Origin of the sequence: Vibrio sp. 3-2(1) (assembly GCF_963887575.1) — a bacterium.
GTDB lineage: Bacteria > Pseudomonadota > Gammaproteobacteria > Enterobacterales > Vibrionaceae > Vibrio > Vibrio anguillarum.
In genome coordinates this window covers 118,076-136,835 of the sequence record NZ_CAWPGB010000022.1, presented here as the reverse complement: position 1 = coordinate 136,835, position 18,760 = coordinate 118,076, and the positions used below count along the sequence as shown (strand labels likewise).

The following is an 18,760-nucleotide window of genomic DNA, read 5'->3' as shown; positions in this document are numbered from 1 at the left end:
TTATGCTGATTTATTGTGCTCAGCTTGGCAAACCGCAGCGGTGAAGACAACATCTGTGGAGCTGTTGAGCGCGGTTTCGGCTGAATCTTGAATCACGCCTATGATAAAGCCAACGGCAACAACCTGCATTGCTACGTCATTTGAAATGCCAAATAGCCCACATGCGAGCGGGATCAGCAGCAGTGAACCACCTGCCACACCGGATGCGCCACATGCAGAAACAGCAGCAACGATGCTCAGTAGCAAGGCTGTCATCAGGTCAATTTCAATACCTACTGTGTTTACTGCCGCTAGGGTGAGAACCGTGATAGTAATGGCGGCACCAGCCATATTAATGGTCGCACCGAGTGGGATCGAGACTGAATAAGTATCTTCATCCAGTTTTAGTTTCTCACACAATGCCATGTTTACTGGGATGTTGGCGGCGCTTGAACGTGTAAAAAATGCGGTGACACCACTTTCACGCAAGCACTGGAACACCAATGGATACGGGTTTTGGCGAGTTTTCGCGTACACAATGATTGGGTTGACAACTAATGCGATGATCAACATAGCACTGAGCAATACGAATAAAAGGTTGGCATAACCAGCCAAAGATTCAAAGCCAGTCGTGGCAAACGTGGATGCAACCAAGCCGAAAATACCAAACGGTGCTAGGCGAATAATAAAACGCACAATTTGTGAAACGCCGTGGCTTAAATCTTCAAATACGGCTTTAGTTGTTGCTGAGGCATGGTGTAAAGCTAAGCCCAACCCAACAGCCCATGCCAGAATGCCAATATAGTTTGCACTCATTAGAGCATTGACTGGGTTATCAACCAGCTTAAACAGCAGGGTATTAAGCACTTCAGCGATGCCTTGAGGAGGCGTTGCACCTTCTGCCCCCGCAACCAATGTTAAGGTTGTAGGGAAGATAAAGCTCAATACAACGGCAGTAAGAGCGGCGGTGAAGGTCCCAAAAAGGTAAAGCACCACGATTGGGCGCATATAAGTGTGTTGGTTTTTCTTTTGGTTTGCGATGGACGCGGCGACCAAAATAAACACGAGGATCGGCGCTACGGCTTTAAGTGCGCCAACGAAAAGGTCGCCAAGTAGGCCGACGCTTTTCGCATCATCGGGTGAAAGGGTTGCTAATATCCCACCGAGAACGATACCGGCGAGTATTTGCAGAACCAAATTGCCACGCGCAAAACGGGCGAAAATATTGTTGCTTTGCATAGTTATCCCTGCAATAAATCGAATTACATCCTGCATGACCTAAATACTACGAAGCCATAGCATCGGTTATGGTAGACAAATAGAGTTATAGTGACATCAGTGAGCTCCACTGAAGGGGGTAATGATATCTACGCGGGATATTGTGTCTAGAATTAATTGATAATCAGCACAAATAATTAATCAATGTGTGGAAATGCAATCGATTTTGAGTGAAATGTAAATAAAATGTAGCATTTGTGGTGGTGGAATGATAAGCCTCTCGTCGGGATGTCTCGCTCTCGCCATTAGACTGGTCAATGAGCGTTTAGTGCGATGATAAAAGAGGGTAAGCCAACATCGCTCACCCTCTTCTTTTTAATGGTGTGCCATACCACTCATCACTTTTTTTACTGGTGCAGTAATGGTTTGCTGCTCACCATTGGCAAAGGTCAGTTGTACGTCAATCTTTTCACCTTCAACCAATGGTTTCTTCAAATCAAAAAGCATGATGTGCAAGCCGCCCGGTTTGAGTTCGACGTGCCCTTTGGCCGGAATTTTAAATTCAGTGACTTGACGCATTTTCATCACATCTCCTTCGGTGATTACATCATGCAACTCAACTTTCCCTGCCACATCGGTGTTGGCCGATACAATGAAACGGTCCGTTTCACCTTTATTCATGATTTGAGAAAATACTGCGCTGGTGGTGGCGGTTGGTGCGGTAGCACGTGCGTAAGGGTGATGTACCATTATATCTGTGTTCGCAAAAGCTAGTGGGCTAAGGGCAAGGCTTGCTAAAAAAAGAGCATTGAGCTTCATGTTATTTTCCTTGTGATGACGTCATTATTGTTTTGATGGCTTCAACAATGGGAGCCGGTGAAAGCGTGTGTGGAACTTTAGTGATTAATGTTCCATCTGGTTGTAAAAAGTAGAAGTAGGAGCTGTGATCTAATGTGTATTTCAGTTCAGATCCCTTTAATTCGGTTTTGCGGAAAATGACGCCATACTGATGCGCCAGTGGTGTTGTAATGTCTAGAGGAGCAGAAAGTCCCTCGATCATAGGGTGGAAATATTGGGCGTATTGATGAGAAGCATCGGCAGCGTCACGCTCTGGATCGAGAGAGATAAATAAAGGGCGCAGCTTTGCTTTGGTTACATCATCCAGTTGATTGAGTGCACCTGCTAACATAGCCAGAGATGTTGGACAGACATCTGGGCAGCGTGTAAAGCCGAAGTAAACAACACGTATGCGTTCATCTTTAGTATCAAAAATAGAGATGGGTTGATTTGCTTTGCCAAATAAAATCACCTCAGAAGATGAGCTATTACCGCTCTCTAAATCCATACTTTGCTGCGTATCAAAATAGGTTTTTATGCCAAAGCCTAATACAAACGCAACCACCAATGCTAGAGACCAATTTTTACTCATCTTTCCATCCTTATTGCCGGAAATACTTGGGTACGACCATCAGAGAGTTCGCCAATCCATGTCATTTTTTCAGTCGTGCAAACTGGGAGTACAATCTGTGCTGTGTAGAGCCCGTCTTCCTGCGGCGTCAGTACATATTTAGCGGTGCCCATCTCCATCTCTAGCCCATTGAGTGTGAGTGTGAGTTTACTTGCATTGGCTTGTGGCCATTCAACGGTCAGAGTGTTAGCCACCAAAGGTTGAGATTTATCGTGTGCCAATGTCATGACAACATCTCCTTGTCGACAAGGGGCACTCGACAATTGGCAATATCGATTAATGTCTGGAGAAGAGTGTGCTGAAGAGAGCCAATTGAAAATATCGCTGCTAAAGTAACCCGCTAGTAGGGCTAGAACAAAGACGCCGATTTTGATTGCGTTGTGCATGGGGACAATCCAAGCGGTTATAAAACGCGAATATTATCACAGCTATTTTTTTTCAGTGGTGACGAATGGATAAAATGTGCAACAAATCAATATAGTAAAGGTGAGTCTCCCCACCTTTACTCATTCATGCTATGCGGTGTGATTTACACATCGTGATGTTTTGCATATTGCTCCAAGCCAAGCACGAGGGTAACAGCGCAAAGCATCAATAAAATGGCTACCAGCAGTTGCGAAGGCTGTGAAGTGATGGACTCAAATTCCAATGGAGAAAGGTTTCGCTGTAGTAAAGGAACGAGCTCGCCGTGAGAATTGGTTCGCCAAGTGAGCGTTTCTTTCCAAGGCCAGATTTTGGGTAAGGTGCCGATCATTAATCCCGTAAGAAAAATTAAGGTCAAATCTCTAAATTGTTTGAGTAACCAAGACAATACGTGAGAAAAACTCAGTAAACCACCGATACATCCGAGTAAAAAGAGTGCCAAAATATCGGCTTGCATCTCTTTCACCGCGCCCAGTACCGGTGCGTACATACCAATCAGCAACAGGATAAAACTTCCAGAAATTCCCGGTAGAATCATGGCGCAGATGGCAATAGCACCGGCTAGAACTGTGTTCAGCGCTGTTGGTTCCATCTGCATTGGGTTAAGTACCGTAATACTGTAAGCAAACGCAATTCCCAGCAAAGCGAAGAGCAACCGAGAAAGTTTGAACTGCTCAATTTGTTTCACAATATGGAACACCGAAACCAGAATTAAACCGAAGAAGAATGACCAAATGGGAATAGGATGCGTGGCTAACAGCCAAGAAATGAGTTTAGCCAAAGAGAGGATACTGGTGAATATTCCCCCAAACAGTGCGAGCAAGAAGAAGCCATTAATATGTTGAAATGCAGCGGCTAACCCATCTCGTTTGACTATGCGCAATAAACTCGGGTTAATCCTACGAATGCTTTCAAGCAAAGTGTCATAGATACCAGTGATGAATGCAATGGTTCCACCCGAAACACCCGGCACAACATCGGCGGCGCCCATGGCCATCCCTTTTAAAAACGTACTGAAATAGTTCATTGAATCTGCATGATTAAGTGTATGTGCCGGAAGTATATAATGAAATAACTAAGAAATGCTTGTACAAAAGATGAGTGAGTGGTGCTGGCTTAAGGTGAAAAAGCGCAGAAAGTTAGTTTGTTTTATAGCAACTGGGTGAGTATTGTTTTGCATTCGTTTCGCATAATGCAATTTGCGTAATGCGAAAAAGTACTACATTTTGATGAATTAATGCGATGCATAGCTAAAAAGCAGACCTTTTTTAGTTGGCATACTTCATGCATAATACTATTCGACCCTTCTTAAAGCCGAGGGTCACCTAGCCAACTGACGTTGTTAGTGAATGAATTTGTTCACACTATATATAAGCCAATCGCATCATTGCGGTTGGCTCTTTTTTTGTCTGTTAGGTATGATACGTCTCCTCGCTCGTCTAATGAGAGTTTGCAAATGACAATCAAAAGCCGTGAGCGAAGATGTTTTTCGAGCAAAATCAGTTAGGCCATACGTTCGTAAAACCCATCAAATAAACATCGTATATCATTGTAAATAAAAAATATCCATAAGGATGATCCGTATCGATCAATCGTATTTTTTTCGAGTTTATCAAGCTTTCTTTGATGATCTCCAAACTCATTAAGGAAGATGAGTGAAGCAGTAATAAGAGGTTATATGCACCATTTAATTTCAATTGGGCCCCTTGAGTCTTTCTTAATCGCTATTAGCGTGCTTTTTTTAGGTCACTTTATTAACGCAAAACTGCCTATCTTGGAAAAATTCAACATTCCTGAGCCCATCGTCGGTGGCTTAATTGTCGCTTTCGCGATCACTCTTCTACATTTTTACGGCTTAGATTTAGAGTTCTCATTGCCGTTGCAGAATATTTTTATGCTGATGTTTTTCAGCACCGTAGGCCTTGCGGCCAATTACACTCAACTGGTTAAGGGTGGAGCAAAAGTCTTTCTTTTCCTCGCTGTTGCCTCGTTTTATATCATCATCCAAAATGGCGTCGGTGTATCGTTAGCGACGGCTCTTGGTCTTGACCCACTGATGGGGTTGATCGCCGGTTCTATTACCCTCTCGGGTGGACACGGTACGGGAGCGGCGTGGGCTCAAACATTCAACGACAATTATGGGCTTAGCAATACGCTAGAAATTGCCATGGCCTCAGCGACCTTTGGTTTGATCATTGGTGGGATTATCGGTAGCCCAGTTGCCCAAAAACTCATTAATAAAAACGGGTTTGAATCTGAGTATGGACGAGGAACCAAAACGCACGATAAGTTCCCAGAGCTGGTTACGTACAATGAATATGAAGAAGATAAAGTCACCGCAAAGAAAGTGATTGAGGGTTTGTTCATCCTTCTTATTTGTGTCACGGGTGCTAAATATTTAGAACAGTGGGTAAGTGCATTTGAAATCAAATGGTTGATGATCCCCGATTTTGTCTATGCGCTTTTCATCGGTGTGTTCATTACCAATATACTGGAATTGACGAAAGTTCATAAAATTGATGCTGAAACCGTTGACATCTTAGGCACCGTTTCTCTATCGCTATTTCTTGCAATGGCACTCATGAGTTTAAAGTTATGGAATATTTTTGACTTGGCTGTCCCATTTCTGGTGATTTTAGCGGTGCAATCGGTCGTGTTGGGTATTTTTGCTTATTTTGTGACATTTAAAGTCATGGGATCAAATTATGACGCCGCTGTGATCGCTGGTGGGCACTGCGGCTTTGGTCTTGGAGCAACGCCAACCGCTGTGATGAATATGGGGTCGCTAGTGACACGATATGGCCCATCACCACAAGCGTTTATGGTAGTGCCTATCGTAGGGGCATTCTTTGTGGATATTGTGAATTTGGTGATATTACAAGGGTATATTTCGTTTCTCGGTTAAAAATAATAGCAATACACCCTAACTTATTGGTTAGGGTGTATTGCTTACTTCAGCGTTAGTTTTGTGCCATCAAACTTCAATTGGCTTAATAAACTCTTTGCATTTTTGACACCTTCTTCATCAAACTGCACTCCGTAACGAGCATAGTGCAGTGAGCGTTGCAGGTTACAAACTTTACCCATCAAAGGCGCAAAGAATTGGCTGCCGCGAGGATCAGTAAATAATTCGAGACTAATCTTATCACCCACTTGGAAAGTGCGCCCAAGAGGAGGTGTGACAAAACGACAGCCACTTTTGGAGAGATCTCTTACCTCACAATCCGACTTATGCGTTCCTACCGTTGCTTTTCCTGCCAGATTCACATCGTAACGAGCTTCTTTGCGCAGTTGGGTCACTTGCATGCTGTTGGGAATGGATAACATGGCGAGCGGTATAGGCTCTTGCAATACATGTAACAACTGGCTACGAAAATGGATTAAAGCCCCTTCGCCACGTGGTGAAATAGCTCTGATATTCATCCAAAAACCTTCTTGGAAGAAAAAAGAGAGATCATCTGCGGAAATTTTAGGAATTTCTACAAGGAGATGGGAATGAGAGTAGGTACCGATAAATGACGTTTTACACTGGAATTTCGTACCAACGGGAGTGGTTATACTTAAGGTTAGTTCACTACTGTGTTCAACCATAGATAACGCATCAGTACTATTAAGTGTCGATAGGGTTTTATTACGTTCGGTTGAACGGTTTGGGTTCTGTTCATCTTTCAGCACTGCCGACTGCGATTCCATCTTAATTTTCTCCGTGATGCAGTAGCTGCATTTTATTCTAATTTTTGTAATAGTTTAAATTCTAGGGGTAGATGTTGGAAGATTCAATTCTGAGAATATCAATTTATTTGATTTATATATCAATTAGGACGTTACCATGATTCATGAAGTGCAACATGATATACAAAATTGTCAATATAAAGTACATCTTGAGGGGAATCTATTCGCAACTGTGACATACCAACAACAGGATGAAGTGTTGTTTATTACTTCGACTCGCGTACCGGATGAACTTCAGGGTAAAGGATACGGAAAAATAATGATGGAGAGTGTATTACCGCAAATTGAAGCGCATGGTTACACCATTAAACCTGTCTGTAGTTATGTTGTGCATTATTTAAATCGACACAGTGAATGGCAGCATTTATTGCATCGAGAGTCGTAGCATACAAACCCATTAGCTCGGTGTTGTGTTTACTTTTAATGTGACCGCGACCAGTGCATGGTCAGTACTAAAGTTATCGAGCTCATAGCTCGGGTTGACCAGATGTTGATCAAGCACAGTATAGTGGCTGATATAGCTTTTCATTGGCTGGATAAAAGGCGCGAAGTCTGCGGAAAGGAGAATATAGTCGAGTACAGATCCCGTGGCTCCGGCGTAATGAGTGGCTTTGCGAGGCTGCTCAACACTCTCGGTATGCAGATCCCAAGCATCGTAAAGCGCATAGCCAGCCAGCGGTTGCTGTGTATCTGGTCTGCGGTATAAGGCCTGTGATAGTAGTCCTTGAAACTCCTCGTGATGTAACGGTTTATTAAAATCGCCCATTAGCACACAAGGCCGCCCAGTTTGTTTTTGAGTATTGACGATATATTGGTGAGTCAGGTTTGCTTCAAAGCCTCGCTGAACAGTAGAGAGCCAGCGTCCTAGCGTTTCTTGTTGCCATTCATCGATCAGATGATGAGGTGCCGCAGGCGATTCTGCCGGACGTTGAGATTTAAAATGCACAATATAGACATCGATATCCCCGAGCATTGGCAGGCAAACCGTAGCGTGTAACGGTGTACGATTAAAGCAAAAAGGGGCAGCTTGGTTTGGTAGCGTGCCATGTACGGCGCTCACTTGGCGCAGAGGATAGCGAGAGGCAATCACCACAACCGGATGGCTGTAGATGTATCCATCTTTGACGATAGGTTCATCTACACAGGCCACATACGGATAGCCTAAATCTATCATCTGGTTGCGCAGTTCATCAAAACTGAAAACTTCTTGAAAGCCAATGATATCGGCATCCAGTTGTTGGATCTTCTGGCCAAACCATTGCTTTTTTTGCTGCCACTCTGCTTGCGTGTAAATATTATCGAACTGATAATATGCGTTCGGCGGAGCTAAATAATTGAATAAATTGATCGTTGCGAACGTAATCGTCATGTTAAATCCCAATATTTGTGTCTCGGTCGATCTTATACCCGAACGGTGTAATTTAGCAGTGCTAATCCCTAACCTTGTTTCCTGTTGTGATGAGCTCTCGCCTTTTAAGGCGACTTGAGTATATGATGCGCTGAAACATAGATAAGGATCTCTCATGTACCCTAAAGCCTCTCAAGGTTGGCGCACGCCACAAAATTTCCTATTGATTATCTCCATTATTGTGCCGATTACATTTTCTAGTTGGATGGCACTGTTGAATAATTTCGTGATTGAAAAAGCGAATTTCGATGGTTCAGACATTGGCTTATTACAAAGTGTACGAGAAATCCCCGGATTTTTAGCCTTCACCGCCGTATTCGTTTTACTGTTCATTCGAGAGCAGCGATTTATCTTGGTCTCATTAGGTATGTTGACGTTAGGAACCGCGATGACGGGTTTTTTCCCTTCTTTAACCGGGTTACTGCTCACGACATTATTGATGTCGACTGGGTTCCACTACTTTGAAACGCTTAAACAATCCTTGTCTTTGCAGTGGTTAAATAAAGATGAAGCGCCAGAAATGCTTGGCAAACTCATTTCGGTTGGAGCACTTGCATCACTGATCACTTACGGTGCTTTGTGGGTAATGTTAGAAGTGTTTCAGCTCGATTTTAAATGGGTCTATGCCATTTCTGGCGGTGCTGGTTTTGTGCTGGTGTTGATCATTGCCTTTGCCTTTCCTGAATTTAAAGCGGAAGTGCCACAAAATAAAAAGCTCGTGCTACGCAAACGTTATTGGCTGTATTACGCCTTGACCTTTATGAGTGGTGCGCGTAGGCAAATTTTCACTGTTTTCGCTGGTTTCCTTATGGTGGAGAAATTTGGCTATTCAGCGGCCGATATTACCTTACTGTTTTTGATCAACTATTTGTTCAACTTTTTGTTTGCTAAACGTATTGGTAAGTTCATTGGTGTAGTCGGCGAGCGTAAAGCGCTACTGTTTGAATACACGGGGTTGATTGTTGTTTTTGTTGGGTACGGTCTTGTACAAAACGCACATTGGGCGGCGGCACTTTATGTGGTTGACCACCTCTTTTTTGCCTTGGCTTTGGCGATTAAAACTTATTTTCAGAAAATTGCAGATCCTGCGGACATGGCGTCTACAGCGGGAGTTTCTTTTACCATTAATCATATTGCGGCCGTGTTCATCCCCGCCACGTTTGGTTTAATTTGGCTTATCTCTCCGGCGAGCGTCTTTTACATTGGAGCGGTAATGGCACTTGTTTCGCTGCTTTTATCACTCAATATTCCAATTAAACCCGAAGCGGGTAATGAAGTTAGAATTCTGCGTTGGAGCGACAGGTAGCAAAAGGGTCGTTTACGACCCTTTTAACATGATGCCAATAGTCACTAGACAAGCGACATCTGGGTTGGCTGTTTTTCAACGTATGTCGTGATGGATGGTATCTAATGATCTATGTAGAGATAGTTTTGCCAACTTTTCATCCGGATGAGTACCTTACGCATAATCGAGACATGAGAGAAACTGTCTGAATAGATAGCGGCTTCAAAAGCAGTACCGAGTGGCAGGTGATAATCGCTTAAATCATCGGTGATTTTAAGGGTGACGAGTACGCGTCCATTGGTACGTAATGCCTCAGTTCCTAGCAAGGTACCTCGTGCTTGGATCTGGCTTTCACCAATAACAGGTAATATTTCAACCACCTCTCCTTTGAAGACTTTTCCGGGTAGTGCTCTGAACAAAAACTCGGCTTCAAAGCCCGGTTTTAGGCGTTGAAGAGAATTTTGCCTAAATGCAGCTGTGTAGATTTTATCTTCTGTGTGTACAAACGTCATCATTGGCGCTAAGGGTAATGGTACGGACATCGCACCTGGTCTGAGAGCTAATTGCGTCACATAGCCATCAGTAGGCGCTCTGACAATGGTTTGTTCAAGGTTGAATTGGGCTTGTCTAAAATCGGCAAGCAGGCGAGCAACGGTAGTATTCTCACCATTGATTTCTGAGTTTAAGGAGATATTGGCTTGATTTAGACGTGCTTGGGCGACTTCTACTGCTGCCTCTGCTGCTTTATAAGCTTGGCGACGGGTATCAAGATCTTGTTCGGTGAATGCACCTTTATCATACCCACGTTGATAACGAGCATACTCACGTTGTGCTTTATCCCGGTCAGCGATAGCCTGTACTTTCGCTGCCGCAGCTTCAGAAACATTCGATTCTAGGCCGAGTGCACCTTGGCTCGCCTCTTTGATCTGAGCTTCAATTTTTGCCAATTCCGCTTCAAAAGGCACAGAATCAATTCTAAAAAGCACATCACCTTGTTTTAAGGGCTGGTTTGCTTGTACCGGAACCTCAATCACTCTTCCTCGTACTCCTGAGACGACAGGTGTTGTGGAAAAAACTTGGCTACCCAATTGAGTAAAAGGATGATTATAGTTCATCAGTAAGATCAGGGTGCCGATCAAAATAACGCCACCTAATACAGCTGTAGGGACGGTCCACTTATTTAATGGAATTTTAAAGACTTTGAATATCGCAATACATAAAGCGGCATAAGTCATGATCAGAAGTAAATCCATTATTTTGTCTCCTGATTACTGGCATGGTCGATGTTCGCTTGAGCAACGGGTGGCTGCGCTTTTAACTCATGTAATTCTCGAGTGAGTGTTGCGACTTGATCGATAAGTTCATCGACACGATGATGAATATCGTGCTGCTCTTCTTGAAGTTTAGTGAACCCCCACCCGCGATCTTTTCGCCACAAGGTTGCCCAAATCCACAAAAATGGCCAGATGGCATGTAAGGTAAATAGACTCACCCAGCCAGAAACATGAATGGCATCTTGATGTGGATGGTCGCGCTCTTTGGCGATTTCATAAGGGATATCATGAATGACGATGATTCCATAAAAAATGACCAAGGCTACGAAAATCAGTAGACCAAGGGCAAAGTAATCTAAAAACATAGTTGCTCCTGTATTTCAATGAAGAGTGTAAACGGCAGCTAATAGCTTAATGTGATGGAAAGTTACTCAGTGCACACTTGGTTGCGGCCATTCGCTTTCGCGCGATATAAGGCTTTGTCGGCGCGGTAGAATGTGCGTTGTGTATTTTCACCATCTCGATGCAAGGTTATACCGATACTGACGGTTAAGCCGCGCTCACCTAGAATATCGTGCCAACCAAATTGGAATATGCGTTCTCGATAGTTTTCGGCATGCATTTCAGCTTGGTCGAGCGAGCAATCTTCTAAAATCACCAGAAACTCTTCTCCACCAAAACGGACACAGGAGGAGCCTCGGAATTTAAAGTAGTTTTTCAACTCACGTGAAACATTGACTATCGCTTTGTCACCAACCAAGTGACTAAGTTCATCATTAATCGATTTAAAATGGTCAATATCAATGACTAGAAATGCAAATAGCTTCTCATGAAGCAGTAGGTCTTTCAGCTTTACATCTAACCAGCGGCGGTTGTGTAAAGTGGTGAGTGGGTCAGTGAATACATCCTGTTGAAGTTGGGCTACGGCATTCTTTTGATGTTCTGTGGTTTCTTTGAGCTCGCGATTTTCAATCTCAGATAAGATCAATTTCAATTGCAATTCAAAGCGCGATAAGCGACGCAGTTGATTGGCCCCCAGCTCACTAATCGGGATGTTTTTCATCAGATCAGTTTCAATTCGAAAGCCTTTTTTTTCATAAATCAGGGCGGCTTGATAAAGGCCTTGGCGCTCGCACACGGCACTGAATGCTCGATACAGCTGCTTGGCCATCGTGGGTGACGTGTATCGTTGCAGACGTTTGTCTGTACTGGCCAGCATCATATTGGCAATATGACTTTTGCCTATTTTAGCCAGGCAGTTGGCCGTTTCAATTCGAATCATATTCGATAGCCAGGTGGAATTCATATTCCCAGCACTGTACTGAACACTAGAGAGCGTAATGAGCGCTTTATCGACTTGATCCTGATAAAGATAAAGTTGAGCTTGATAGAGTGAAATTTGCCCGGTAAGAATTTTATCGCTGACCAAAATACTCAGCTCTTCACACTCTTTAATTAGGTCGGTGGCGGCGGAGATTCGGTGCAGTTGAATGTAACACGATAGCATGTAAAGTTTATAACGCAGGCGTAATGAGCGGCTGGTGATTGCGTGATCAATACTATCAATTTTTTGATAGTAACGAAGGGCTCGGCTGTGTTCGCCATAAGCATCACACAGGTTACCCATGCCAATGACGGCCAGTACATATTCATCAATGTAACCCGTGTCGACGGCAATATTAGAAGCGGACACATATTCGTTGAGCGCTGCGGCAAATTCACCGCTTTCCATTAGGCGATCGCTTAAACTGTTTTTCACAGACAAAATAATTTCGGCGTCCTTAGGCAATTCAAGTAATGCTAAGGCGTGACGAAGCTCCTCTATGCTGGCGGACGACTGATGCAGTTCTGAACGATACTCTGCACTGATGATGTAGCTAAGTGCTTTTTCTTTTGATGTTGAGGCTATATGTTGTCGGACGTGATTCCAGAAAATGATGGCCTCTTCTCCGGAAACGGAGGTGGCATCCAAACCCGTATCTTTAATCTTACTGAGCAGTACTTCCATGCGACCATTCCTGAGGTTGACTGTCTTCCAGTTGTTCTAATGTGAATGGGAAACTCAAAATGTCTTGGAACATCACTTGAGGTAGCGACCCCGTTAATCCTTTTCTTTCCCAGGGGTATATTTCAATCATCTTAGCCAATACATGGAAGACGTGCAGCGCTGCATCGCCTTTATCGGCAAGAAGCAGCGCTAAGCGTTCGCTACTTAAACGAGAAACGAGATCTTTTTGGTTACAGAGCGAGTGGGCAATCTCGGTACATACATCGAGGTACTTTGAGTCGTTATGTTGGATGACAATGACGGCGTGATTAGAATGCTTCAACTCGGTCTTGAACAGCATGAGTTGTTCCCACCAATAAGTCTCTGAAACCACATTGGAGAGATGTTTCTCTGGGTCGTATTCGTGTTGACCACGAATACGGTTAATGAGTTTACGTGCTCGTTGCTCAAGTTGTCGCTTAGAGGCTCTTGCTTTATCAAGGCCAATGCGCGCCGTTTGTTCTCGAAGCATCTCAACCGTAAATTGGCGATATTTCTTAAATGAGGCTAAAGAAGCTTTAAAATCACCACGCTGCTCTGCGACTAGGGATTGTTGGTAGCAAATTTGTGAAAGTAGCTCACCTTTATCAAATGAAGCAGCAGAGGCTTCAGCAAGAAGCAACAGCTCAGTTGCTTTCTTGGAGTCTTTTCTCAGCAGTTCCAAACGAGCTCGACTAATGAATGAGTGAGCCTTCATCCACACAAGGTTATGCTCAACAGCAAGTTCGAGTGCTTTGGTGGTTGCCGCTTCCGCATCTTCGATTCGTTCTAGTCCGAGCAGTGCTAAGCCGCGAAAATCCCAAACCTCGGCTTGCCAAGTTTTATCGGGATGATCCTGTAGCGCTTCTTCGGCACCATCGAGTACGGTCAGCATATCGATGTATTGGTTAAGTAGATAGAGATCCCATGCCCACAGAATACGGGCTTTGCCTTCTAACCAATGGATACGGGCATTATTAGCGACTTTAACGGCTAGCTCGTGTGTTGAACATGAAAGTTGATATTCGTTGGTAATACGCCAAACATTACCCAGACCAATGAGGCACTCTATCTGGATATCAACTTCATCAACCAGAGCTGATTGTTCTAAGGCATTTATCCAATATTGTTGGGCGGTATAATATTTTGCCTGACCCCAAAGTTGCAGCGCGTGAATATGCAGAATTTCGGGAAGGCAATCATCAGTATCGAGGGTATTTTGAGTGGATAAGGCTTCTTTAATGTATTTTAAACCCACGCGGTAGTCCATTAGACACCAAGCGCAGCGAGATAAAATGATCAAACATTGAATCGCCCCTTCTGGGAAAAAGATCTGCTGTGCTCTCAATAAACACTGCTCCGCGACGATCGACACCTTCTCCGGCTCAGTTTCAATACGGGCTCTAAGCTGTTCTATTTCAATTTCAAGAAGGTATTGGCTTTTATCCAAACGGGCTGTTCCTCAAAAGTAAGAAGCCTAAGTCACCGATTCATTATATGAAGCCAACGTTAAAGCGCACTATTTACTTTCCCAAAAGTGGGTGCATTGGTTATTCATTACCACAATAATCTGCGCTACTTCACAATCCACAGTCTAAATATAACCTAAAAATCTAAGAGAGTAGTTCTTTCAACGTCAGTGGATGTTTGGTTAATTCCAAATTTTGGGCGGCGGTGAATCCATGTTTATCTTGGTAGCACAAATTGTGCCAAGCACGAAAAATATCCAGCATTGGTTGTAGGCCGCCAGGGCGAAGTTTGCGCCTCGGTTCGTTGATAAAGCTTTCGAACAACAGTTGGAAGCGTTTTTGATAGAACTCTGTTTGCTTAATCGATGCTTTATCGAGCCAAGCTTCGGGTGTTGGATTGTCTCCTGCCAAATAGCAAACACCTTTGGCAGCCTGTGCCTGATTGGCAATAGCCCAGCGATCTCGCCACCATCCCATGTGAACAATGTCCGTTTTATTCACGGAATGTCCATTTTGCCATTGCGGATCTTCCTCAACGTACATCAAGTCAACATTCTTACGCTTGATTCGCGGCAAACAGACGCTCAATGCGGCAGAACGTAAAACCGGATCTTGAGGCAGATAGATAGAAACTCGCTTATCTTCAAGGCACAAATCCAGCACGTGGAGGAAGTGGGCATAAGAGGTGTAAGGAGGGCGAATCAAGGCGCCTTTAGAAGGATAATGAAAAGTGGTGAGGTTACCCATGGGGTCTTCTACATTACCGCGGGCTAAAATTGTTTGGTATTTCTGATCAATACGCTCACGTAATAGCGGAGATGCGTCAGGAGTGGGTAGATTCGCCTCGGATGAATGTTCACGAGAAACAAAACGCGCGGGCGAGTGATAGGGGTTGTGATCAAGCTCGCCAGCAGGCTCTTCATTGGCGGAATAGTTTACGTGCTGACAGAGTATGTAACCTGTTTTGGCTTCACCTGTTGCAAACCACAATACGCCGTTGTCGCTATGGGGTTGGAGCGGGATGTAATTGCAAGCCAGTTCATATTGGTTTGCATGATTCACCCAACGCGCATCAATCATGGCCAGTTTTCGACGACAGCGACTGGCAATGTGCTCGACATGATCATAAAACGTTTTTGGGTTGATGGATAATTTACGGCAAATCTCTCGCACCGAATAACTCATGAAGAGTAGGCCGAGTAAGGTTTCTTGAAAAACGAGTTTTTTGTTGGCTCCTGACCACTTATCAACAAAGGTACTCTGACAAGCTTTGCAACGGTATCGCTGGCGATCGCCGCTGTAGCCAAAAGCGTGATAGAGATGTTTGTGTGTATGAACAGATAAACCGAAATTTTGGCAATCATCACTGCGACAAGCGGGCAAACCGTCGCTGTGAAGCTGCCTTAAACGGTGTAATTCGTTTAACACTTCTCGGTTGTTAAGTAAGGGGGGGAAAGCTCCACATTCACGACAAACCATCGTTGGACGCTTCGGGTTTACGCGCTGCAGAACGTACCGTTCGGCTTCACTCAGTCCAAAGTTGTCACACGCCAATGTTTTACAAAAGTTGAGTTGTAAACCATCTGCGTCCTTGGGTAGTTGGTCGTTGGACACAATCGCCCCCTCGGGGTAATTTAAGGCTGCCAATTTGGGTGAGCAGCTGAGGTTTAAAAATTAGATACTAATCGCGGTTTCAAGCGCGACTTTCATCATGTCGTTAAAAGAGGTTTGGCGATCTTCAGAGCTTAATTTCTCACCGCGAATGATGTGGTCTGACACGGTAAGAATCGTCAATGCTTTTGCGCCTAGATCCGCTGCAACGCCATAAATACCGGCCGCTTCCATATCCACGCCTAAGATGCCAAGCTTATTCATTTTTTCGAATAAATCACCTTCAGGTGTGTAGAACAGATCAGCGGAAAACACGTTGCCTACCTTCACGGGCACGTTTTGTGCGCGGGCTTGATTGACGGCCGTTTCAAGCAATCCGTAATCCGCAATCGCGGCGAAATCGTGGTTGTTAAAACGGATGCGGTTAACTTTGGAATCGGTTGAAGCACCCATACCAATAACGATATCCATTAGATTGACATCGTCACGAACTGCGCCACAGCTACCAATACGGATGATATTTTTTACACCGTATTCTGAAATCAACTCGTGAACATAAATCGAGCATGATGGAATGCCCATACCGTGGCCCATAACGGATACTTTTTTACCTTTATAAGTACCGGTATAACCGAACATACTGCGAACATCACAAACCTGTTTAGCATCATCTAAAAAAGTTTCAGCAATGTATTTTGCACGTAATGGATCGCCTGGCATTAGAACGGTTTCAGCGAAATCACCAACTTGCGCATTAATGTGTGGGGTTGCCATCGTTGTTACTCCAAAGTTTTCGAGTCAGCGATTTATCCGCAATAAGTGGATTAAATTACTAATTCTGTTGAATCTGATGTGTTTTGTTGAGGCAATACTAGCTAGACCTGACACTGTTCCTTGAGAGATTTGTCACAGAATGGAGGTTAATACCCTTTTTGTGGCTCATTGATAACTAAAAGTGTTGAAAGTGGTAAGGCAATCGATTTGGGTAAACGTTTACCTTTTATGTGTACATAAATATATTTTGTATAAGGTGGTTGGAGTGTGCTATACATTATACAACAAATATTTTTGTATATGAGGCGGCGATGAGTAATCCAGAAATTCGTATCGGGATCAGTGCATGTGTGCTGGGAGAGCAAGTCCGTTTTGATTCTGGCCACAAAGCGAGTGACTTTGTGACCAAAGAGTTAACGAATTATTTCTCTTTCATACCCGTTTGCCCAGAGGTTGCGATTGGCTTAACCGTGCCAAGGCCTACCATTCGCTTGATCTCTCACGAAGAGCGTTTAGCGCTGGTTGAAACTAAAGATGAAACCAAAGATTACACGCAAGCCATGTTCGATTTCTCAGAACGAAAAGTTGATGAACTCGAATTGATGAAATTGTGTGGTTATATCGTTTGTGCGAAATCCCCAACATGTGGCATGGAAAGAGTCAAAGTCTATAAGCATCAGCGAGCGGATAAAGAGGGCGTTGGGCTTTATACCGCCACTTTGATGCGTAAAATGCCGTGGTTGCCTGTAGAGGAAGATGGCCGTTTGCATGATCCTGTGCTTCGCGAAAACTTCATTACGCGTGTCTACTGTTTACATGACTTTTATCAATCGATAGGTGACAACCCGACACCGGGCAAAGTGGTGGCCTTTCATTCACGCTACAAATTGACGTTAATGGCGCATCACCCGCAAGCGTATCGAGAACTCGGCCGTTTGGTGGCTGAAGTCAAGCAGCATCCGCCACAGTATTTTATTGAGCACTATCGCCAAGGGCTAATGGATGCACTCAAACACAGAGCGAGCCGTAAAAATAACACCAATGTTCTAATGCACATTCAGGGTTATTTCAAACGAGCCTTAAACAAAGAGCAGAAAGTAGAGTTAGCGCAATTGATTGATGACTATCGAACTGGCGAGCTTCCTTTACTTGCGCCTATTACGTTGCTCAAACATTACATAAAAATGTATCCCGATGCTTATCTGCAGCAACAGCACTATTTATCGCCTTATCCACAAACGTTAAGGTTACGTTATGGACTATGAGAACCCACTGACTGAAAACATGATGACTGAACAATTATACGCTATTCGAGACGTTGCCGAGATGACTGGAGTAAAGCCTGTTACCTTGCGGGCATGGCAGCGCCGCTATCACCTCGTTCAGCCACAGCGCACGGAAAAAGGGCATCGCCTTTATTCACAAGAGGATATTGCGACGATTCGCATCATTCAAGGCTGGCTGGCGAAAGGGGTTTCGATTGGCAAAGTGAGTGCATTGCTCAGTGGCAGTGAAAGCATCATTGATACTTTGGCAAATCATGGCTCAGAGCTTTTAGAGCAAGAACAATTGCTGCAAGCTTTAGTGGATCTCAATAAAGGCAAAGCGGAATCAACCATTGCTACGGTATTGAAAGAGTATCCGTTAGAGATTGTTGAGCAGCAGTTTGTCTTTCCTGTCATCGACACGTTAGAGCGGGTTAAAGGACCGTTGCGCAGTTTGCAAAAAGGGCTTTTTCAGGCACTGATGATAAGCAAGTTGAGCTCGATCATTGAAGCGGAAAACAAAGCGGCAACTAAAGGAAAATGTCTTTGCGTTAATCTTGATCCAACATCGAGCATACTGGCTTGGTTATGGTTCGTGGGAAAGGTGGAAGCTGGTTATAACCTCACTATCTTAGATGGTGTCGAAGATCTTACCGCTCTTGTTGATCATGATGCTTTAGCAAACTACCAACAGGTTGCGCTGTTTGCCAACCGAGCACTAACCGAGCAGCAAGTTCAAGCGTTACGGAAATTGCGTATCTCACTGGGAGATAAGCTTTCGTTGTCAGATGTGGTTGCTCGTCTGCACCATTCGTTAGATTAATCAGT

General features: G+C 44.1%; 18 protein-coding genes. 5 read left to right on the top strand and 13 right to left on the bottom strand.

The window, feature by feature from the left end:
• The 5 genes from sstT to AACQ79_RS08825 all read right to left on the bottom strand — a co-directional run bounded on the left by sstT (position 1) and on the right by AACQ79_RS08825 (position 4,115).
• Positions 1-1,218: a serine/threonine transporter SstT gene (gene sstT / locus AACQ79_RS08845; RefSeq protein ID WP_026028166.1), complete on the bottom strand. Its 1,218-nt coding sequence runs from the start codon at positions 1,216-1,218 to the stop codon at positions 1-3.
• Between the two features lie 354 nt (positions 1,219-1,572).
• The gene (locus AACQ79_RS08840; protein WP_013868354.1) at positions 1,573-2,016 is read right to left on the bottom strand and encodes a copper chaperone PCu(A)C; all 444 of its coding nucleotides are present in this window, start codon (positions 2,014-2,016) and stop codon (positions 1,573-1,575) included.
• A 1-nt stretch (position 2,017) separates the two neighbouring features.
• Positions 2,018-2,626 (bottom strand): SCO family protein, encoded by a 609-nt coding sequence (locus AACQ79_RS08835; protein ID WP_013868355.1) that lies wholly within the window; start codon positions 2,624-2,626, stop codon positions 2,018-2,020.
• A complete protein-coding gene (locus tag AACQ79_RS08830; RefSeq protein WP_017048144.1) occupies positions 2,623-3,051 on the bottom strand; it encodes a hypothetical protein in 429 nt (142 codons plus the stop codon). The genes AACQ79_RS08835 and AACQ79_RS08830 overlap by 4 nt, the downstream gene beginning before the upstream one ends.
• A 143-nt stretch (positions 3,052-3,194) precedes the next feature.
• Positions 3,195-4,115, bottom strand: coding sequence for a DUF368 domain-containing protein (locus AACQ79_RS08825; protein WP_064626594.1), 921 nt, complete (start codon positions 4,113-4,115; stop codon positions 3,195-3,197).
• Between the two features lie 651 nt (positions 4,116-4,766).
• Between AACQ79_RS08825 and gltS the strand changes: the two genes are divergently transcribed.
• Positions 4,767-5,993 carry a sodium/glutamate symporter gene (gltS, locus tag AACQ79_RS08820; RefSeq protein ID WP_026028168.1) on the top strand — a complete coding sequence of 409 codons (1,227 nt, stop codon included), beginning with the start codon at positions 4,767-4,769 and terminating at the stop codon, positions 5,991-5,993.
• 44 nt (positions 5,994-6,037) lie between these two features.
• Here the strand turns inward: gltS and AACQ79_RS08815 are convergent, their stop codons facing one another.
• Positions 6,038-6,781 carry a flagellar brake protein gene (locus AACQ79_RS08815; protein WP_017042158.1) on the bottom strand — a complete coding sequence of 248 codons (744 nt, stop codon included), beginning with the start codon at positions 6,779-6,781 and terminating at the stop codon, positions 6,038-6,040.
• A gap of 136 nt (positions 6,782-6,917) precedes the next feature.
• On the opposite strand from AACQ79_RS08815, the gene AACQ79_RS08810 reads away from it, so the two are divergent.
• Positions 6,918-7,205, top strand: coding sequence for a GNAT family N-acetyltransferase (locus tag AACQ79_RS08810; RefSeq protein WP_170898952.1), 288 nt, complete (start codon positions 6,918-6,920; stop codon positions 7,203-7,205).
• Between the two features lie 12 nt (positions 7,206-7,217).
• On the opposite strand, the gene AACQ79_RS08805 is transcribed toward AACQ79_RS08810, so the two are convergent.
• Positions 7,218-8,345: an endonuclease/exonuclease/phosphatase family protein gene (locus AACQ79_RS08805; protein ID WP_170898951.1), complete on the bottom strand. Its 1,128-nt coding sequence runs from the start codon at positions 8,343-8,345 to the stop codon at positions 7,218-7,220.
• On the opposite strand from AACQ79_RS08805, the gene AACQ79_RS08800 reads away from it, so the two are divergent.
• On the top strand, positions 8,344-9,534 hold the full coding sequence (locus tag AACQ79_RS08800) for an MFS transporter (protein ID WP_088733131.1): 1,191 nt from the start codon (positions 8,344-8,346) through the stop codon (positions 9,532-9,534). The genes AACQ79_RS08805 and AACQ79_RS08800 overlap by 2 nt on opposite strands.
• A gap of 101 nt (positions 9,535-9,635) precedes the next feature.
• Here the strand turns inward: AACQ79_RS08800 and AACQ79_RS08795 are convergent, their stop codons facing one another.
• From AACQ79_RS08795 to deoD, 6 genes are all read right to left on the bottom strand, one after another.
• Positions 9,636-10,766, bottom strand: a complete 1,131-nt coding sequence (locus AACQ79_RS08795; protein ID WP_088733132.1) for an HlyD family secretion protein — start codon at positions 10,764-10,766, stop codon at positions 9,636-9,638.
• Positions 10,766-11,152, bottom strand: a complete 387-nt coding sequence (locus tag AACQ79_RS08790) for a DUF3302 domain-containing protein (RefSeq protein WP_013868364.1) — start codon at positions 11,150-11,152, stop codon at positions 10,766-10,768. Before AACQ79_RS08790 ends, AACQ79_RS08795 begins: the two co-directional genes overlap by 1 nt.
• A 62-nt stretch (positions 11,153-11,214) precedes the next feature.
• Positions 11,215-12,795, bottom strand: coding sequence for a GGDEF domain-containing protein (locus AACQ79_RS08785; protein ID WP_017042162.1), 1,581 nt, complete (start codon positions 12,793-12,795; stop codon positions 11,215-11,217).
• The gene (locus tag AACQ79_RS08780; RefSeq protein WP_013868366.1) at positions 12,776-14,263 is read right to left on the bottom strand and encodes a hypothetical protein; all 1,488 of its coding nucleotides are present in this window, start codon (positions 14,261-14,263) and stop codon (positions 12,776-12,778) included. Before AACQ79_RS08780 ends, AACQ79_RS08785 begins: the two co-directional genes overlap by 20 nt.
• Positions 14,264-14,426: 163 nt before the next feature.
• Positions 14,427-15,896, bottom strand: a complete 1,470-nt coding sequence (locus tag AACQ79_RS08775) for a lactate dehydrogenase (RefSeq protein ID WP_026028170.1) — start codon at positions 15,894-15,896, stop codon at positions 14,427-14,429.
• Between the two features lie 60 nt (positions 15,897-15,956).
• Positions 15,957-16,667, bottom strand: a complete 711-nt coding sequence (gene deoD / locus AACQ79_RS08770) for a purine-nucleoside phosphorylase (protein WP_013868368.1) — start codon at positions 16,665-16,667, stop codon at positions 15,957-15,959.
• A gap of 311 nt (positions 16,668-16,978) precedes the next feature.
• On the opposite strand from deoD, the gene AACQ79_RS08765 reads away from it, so the two are divergent.
• Together AACQ79_RS08765 and AACQ79_RS08760 are read left to right on the top strand one after the other, a co-directional pair.
• Positions 16,979-17,932, top strand: a complete 954-nt coding sequence (locus AACQ79_RS08765; RefSeq protein WP_026027151.1) for a YbgA family protein — start codon at positions 16,979-16,981, stop codon at positions 17,930-17,932.
• The gene (locus AACQ79_RS08760) at positions 17,922-18,755 is read left to right on the top strand and encodes a MerR family transcriptional regulator (protein WP_129532897.1); all 834 of its coding nucleotides are present in this window, start codon (positions 17,922-17,924) and stop codon (positions 18,753-18,755) included. Before AACQ79_RS08765 ends, AACQ79_RS08760 begins: the two co-directional genes overlap by 11 nt.
• Positions 18,756-18,760 lie beyond the last annotated feature (5 nt).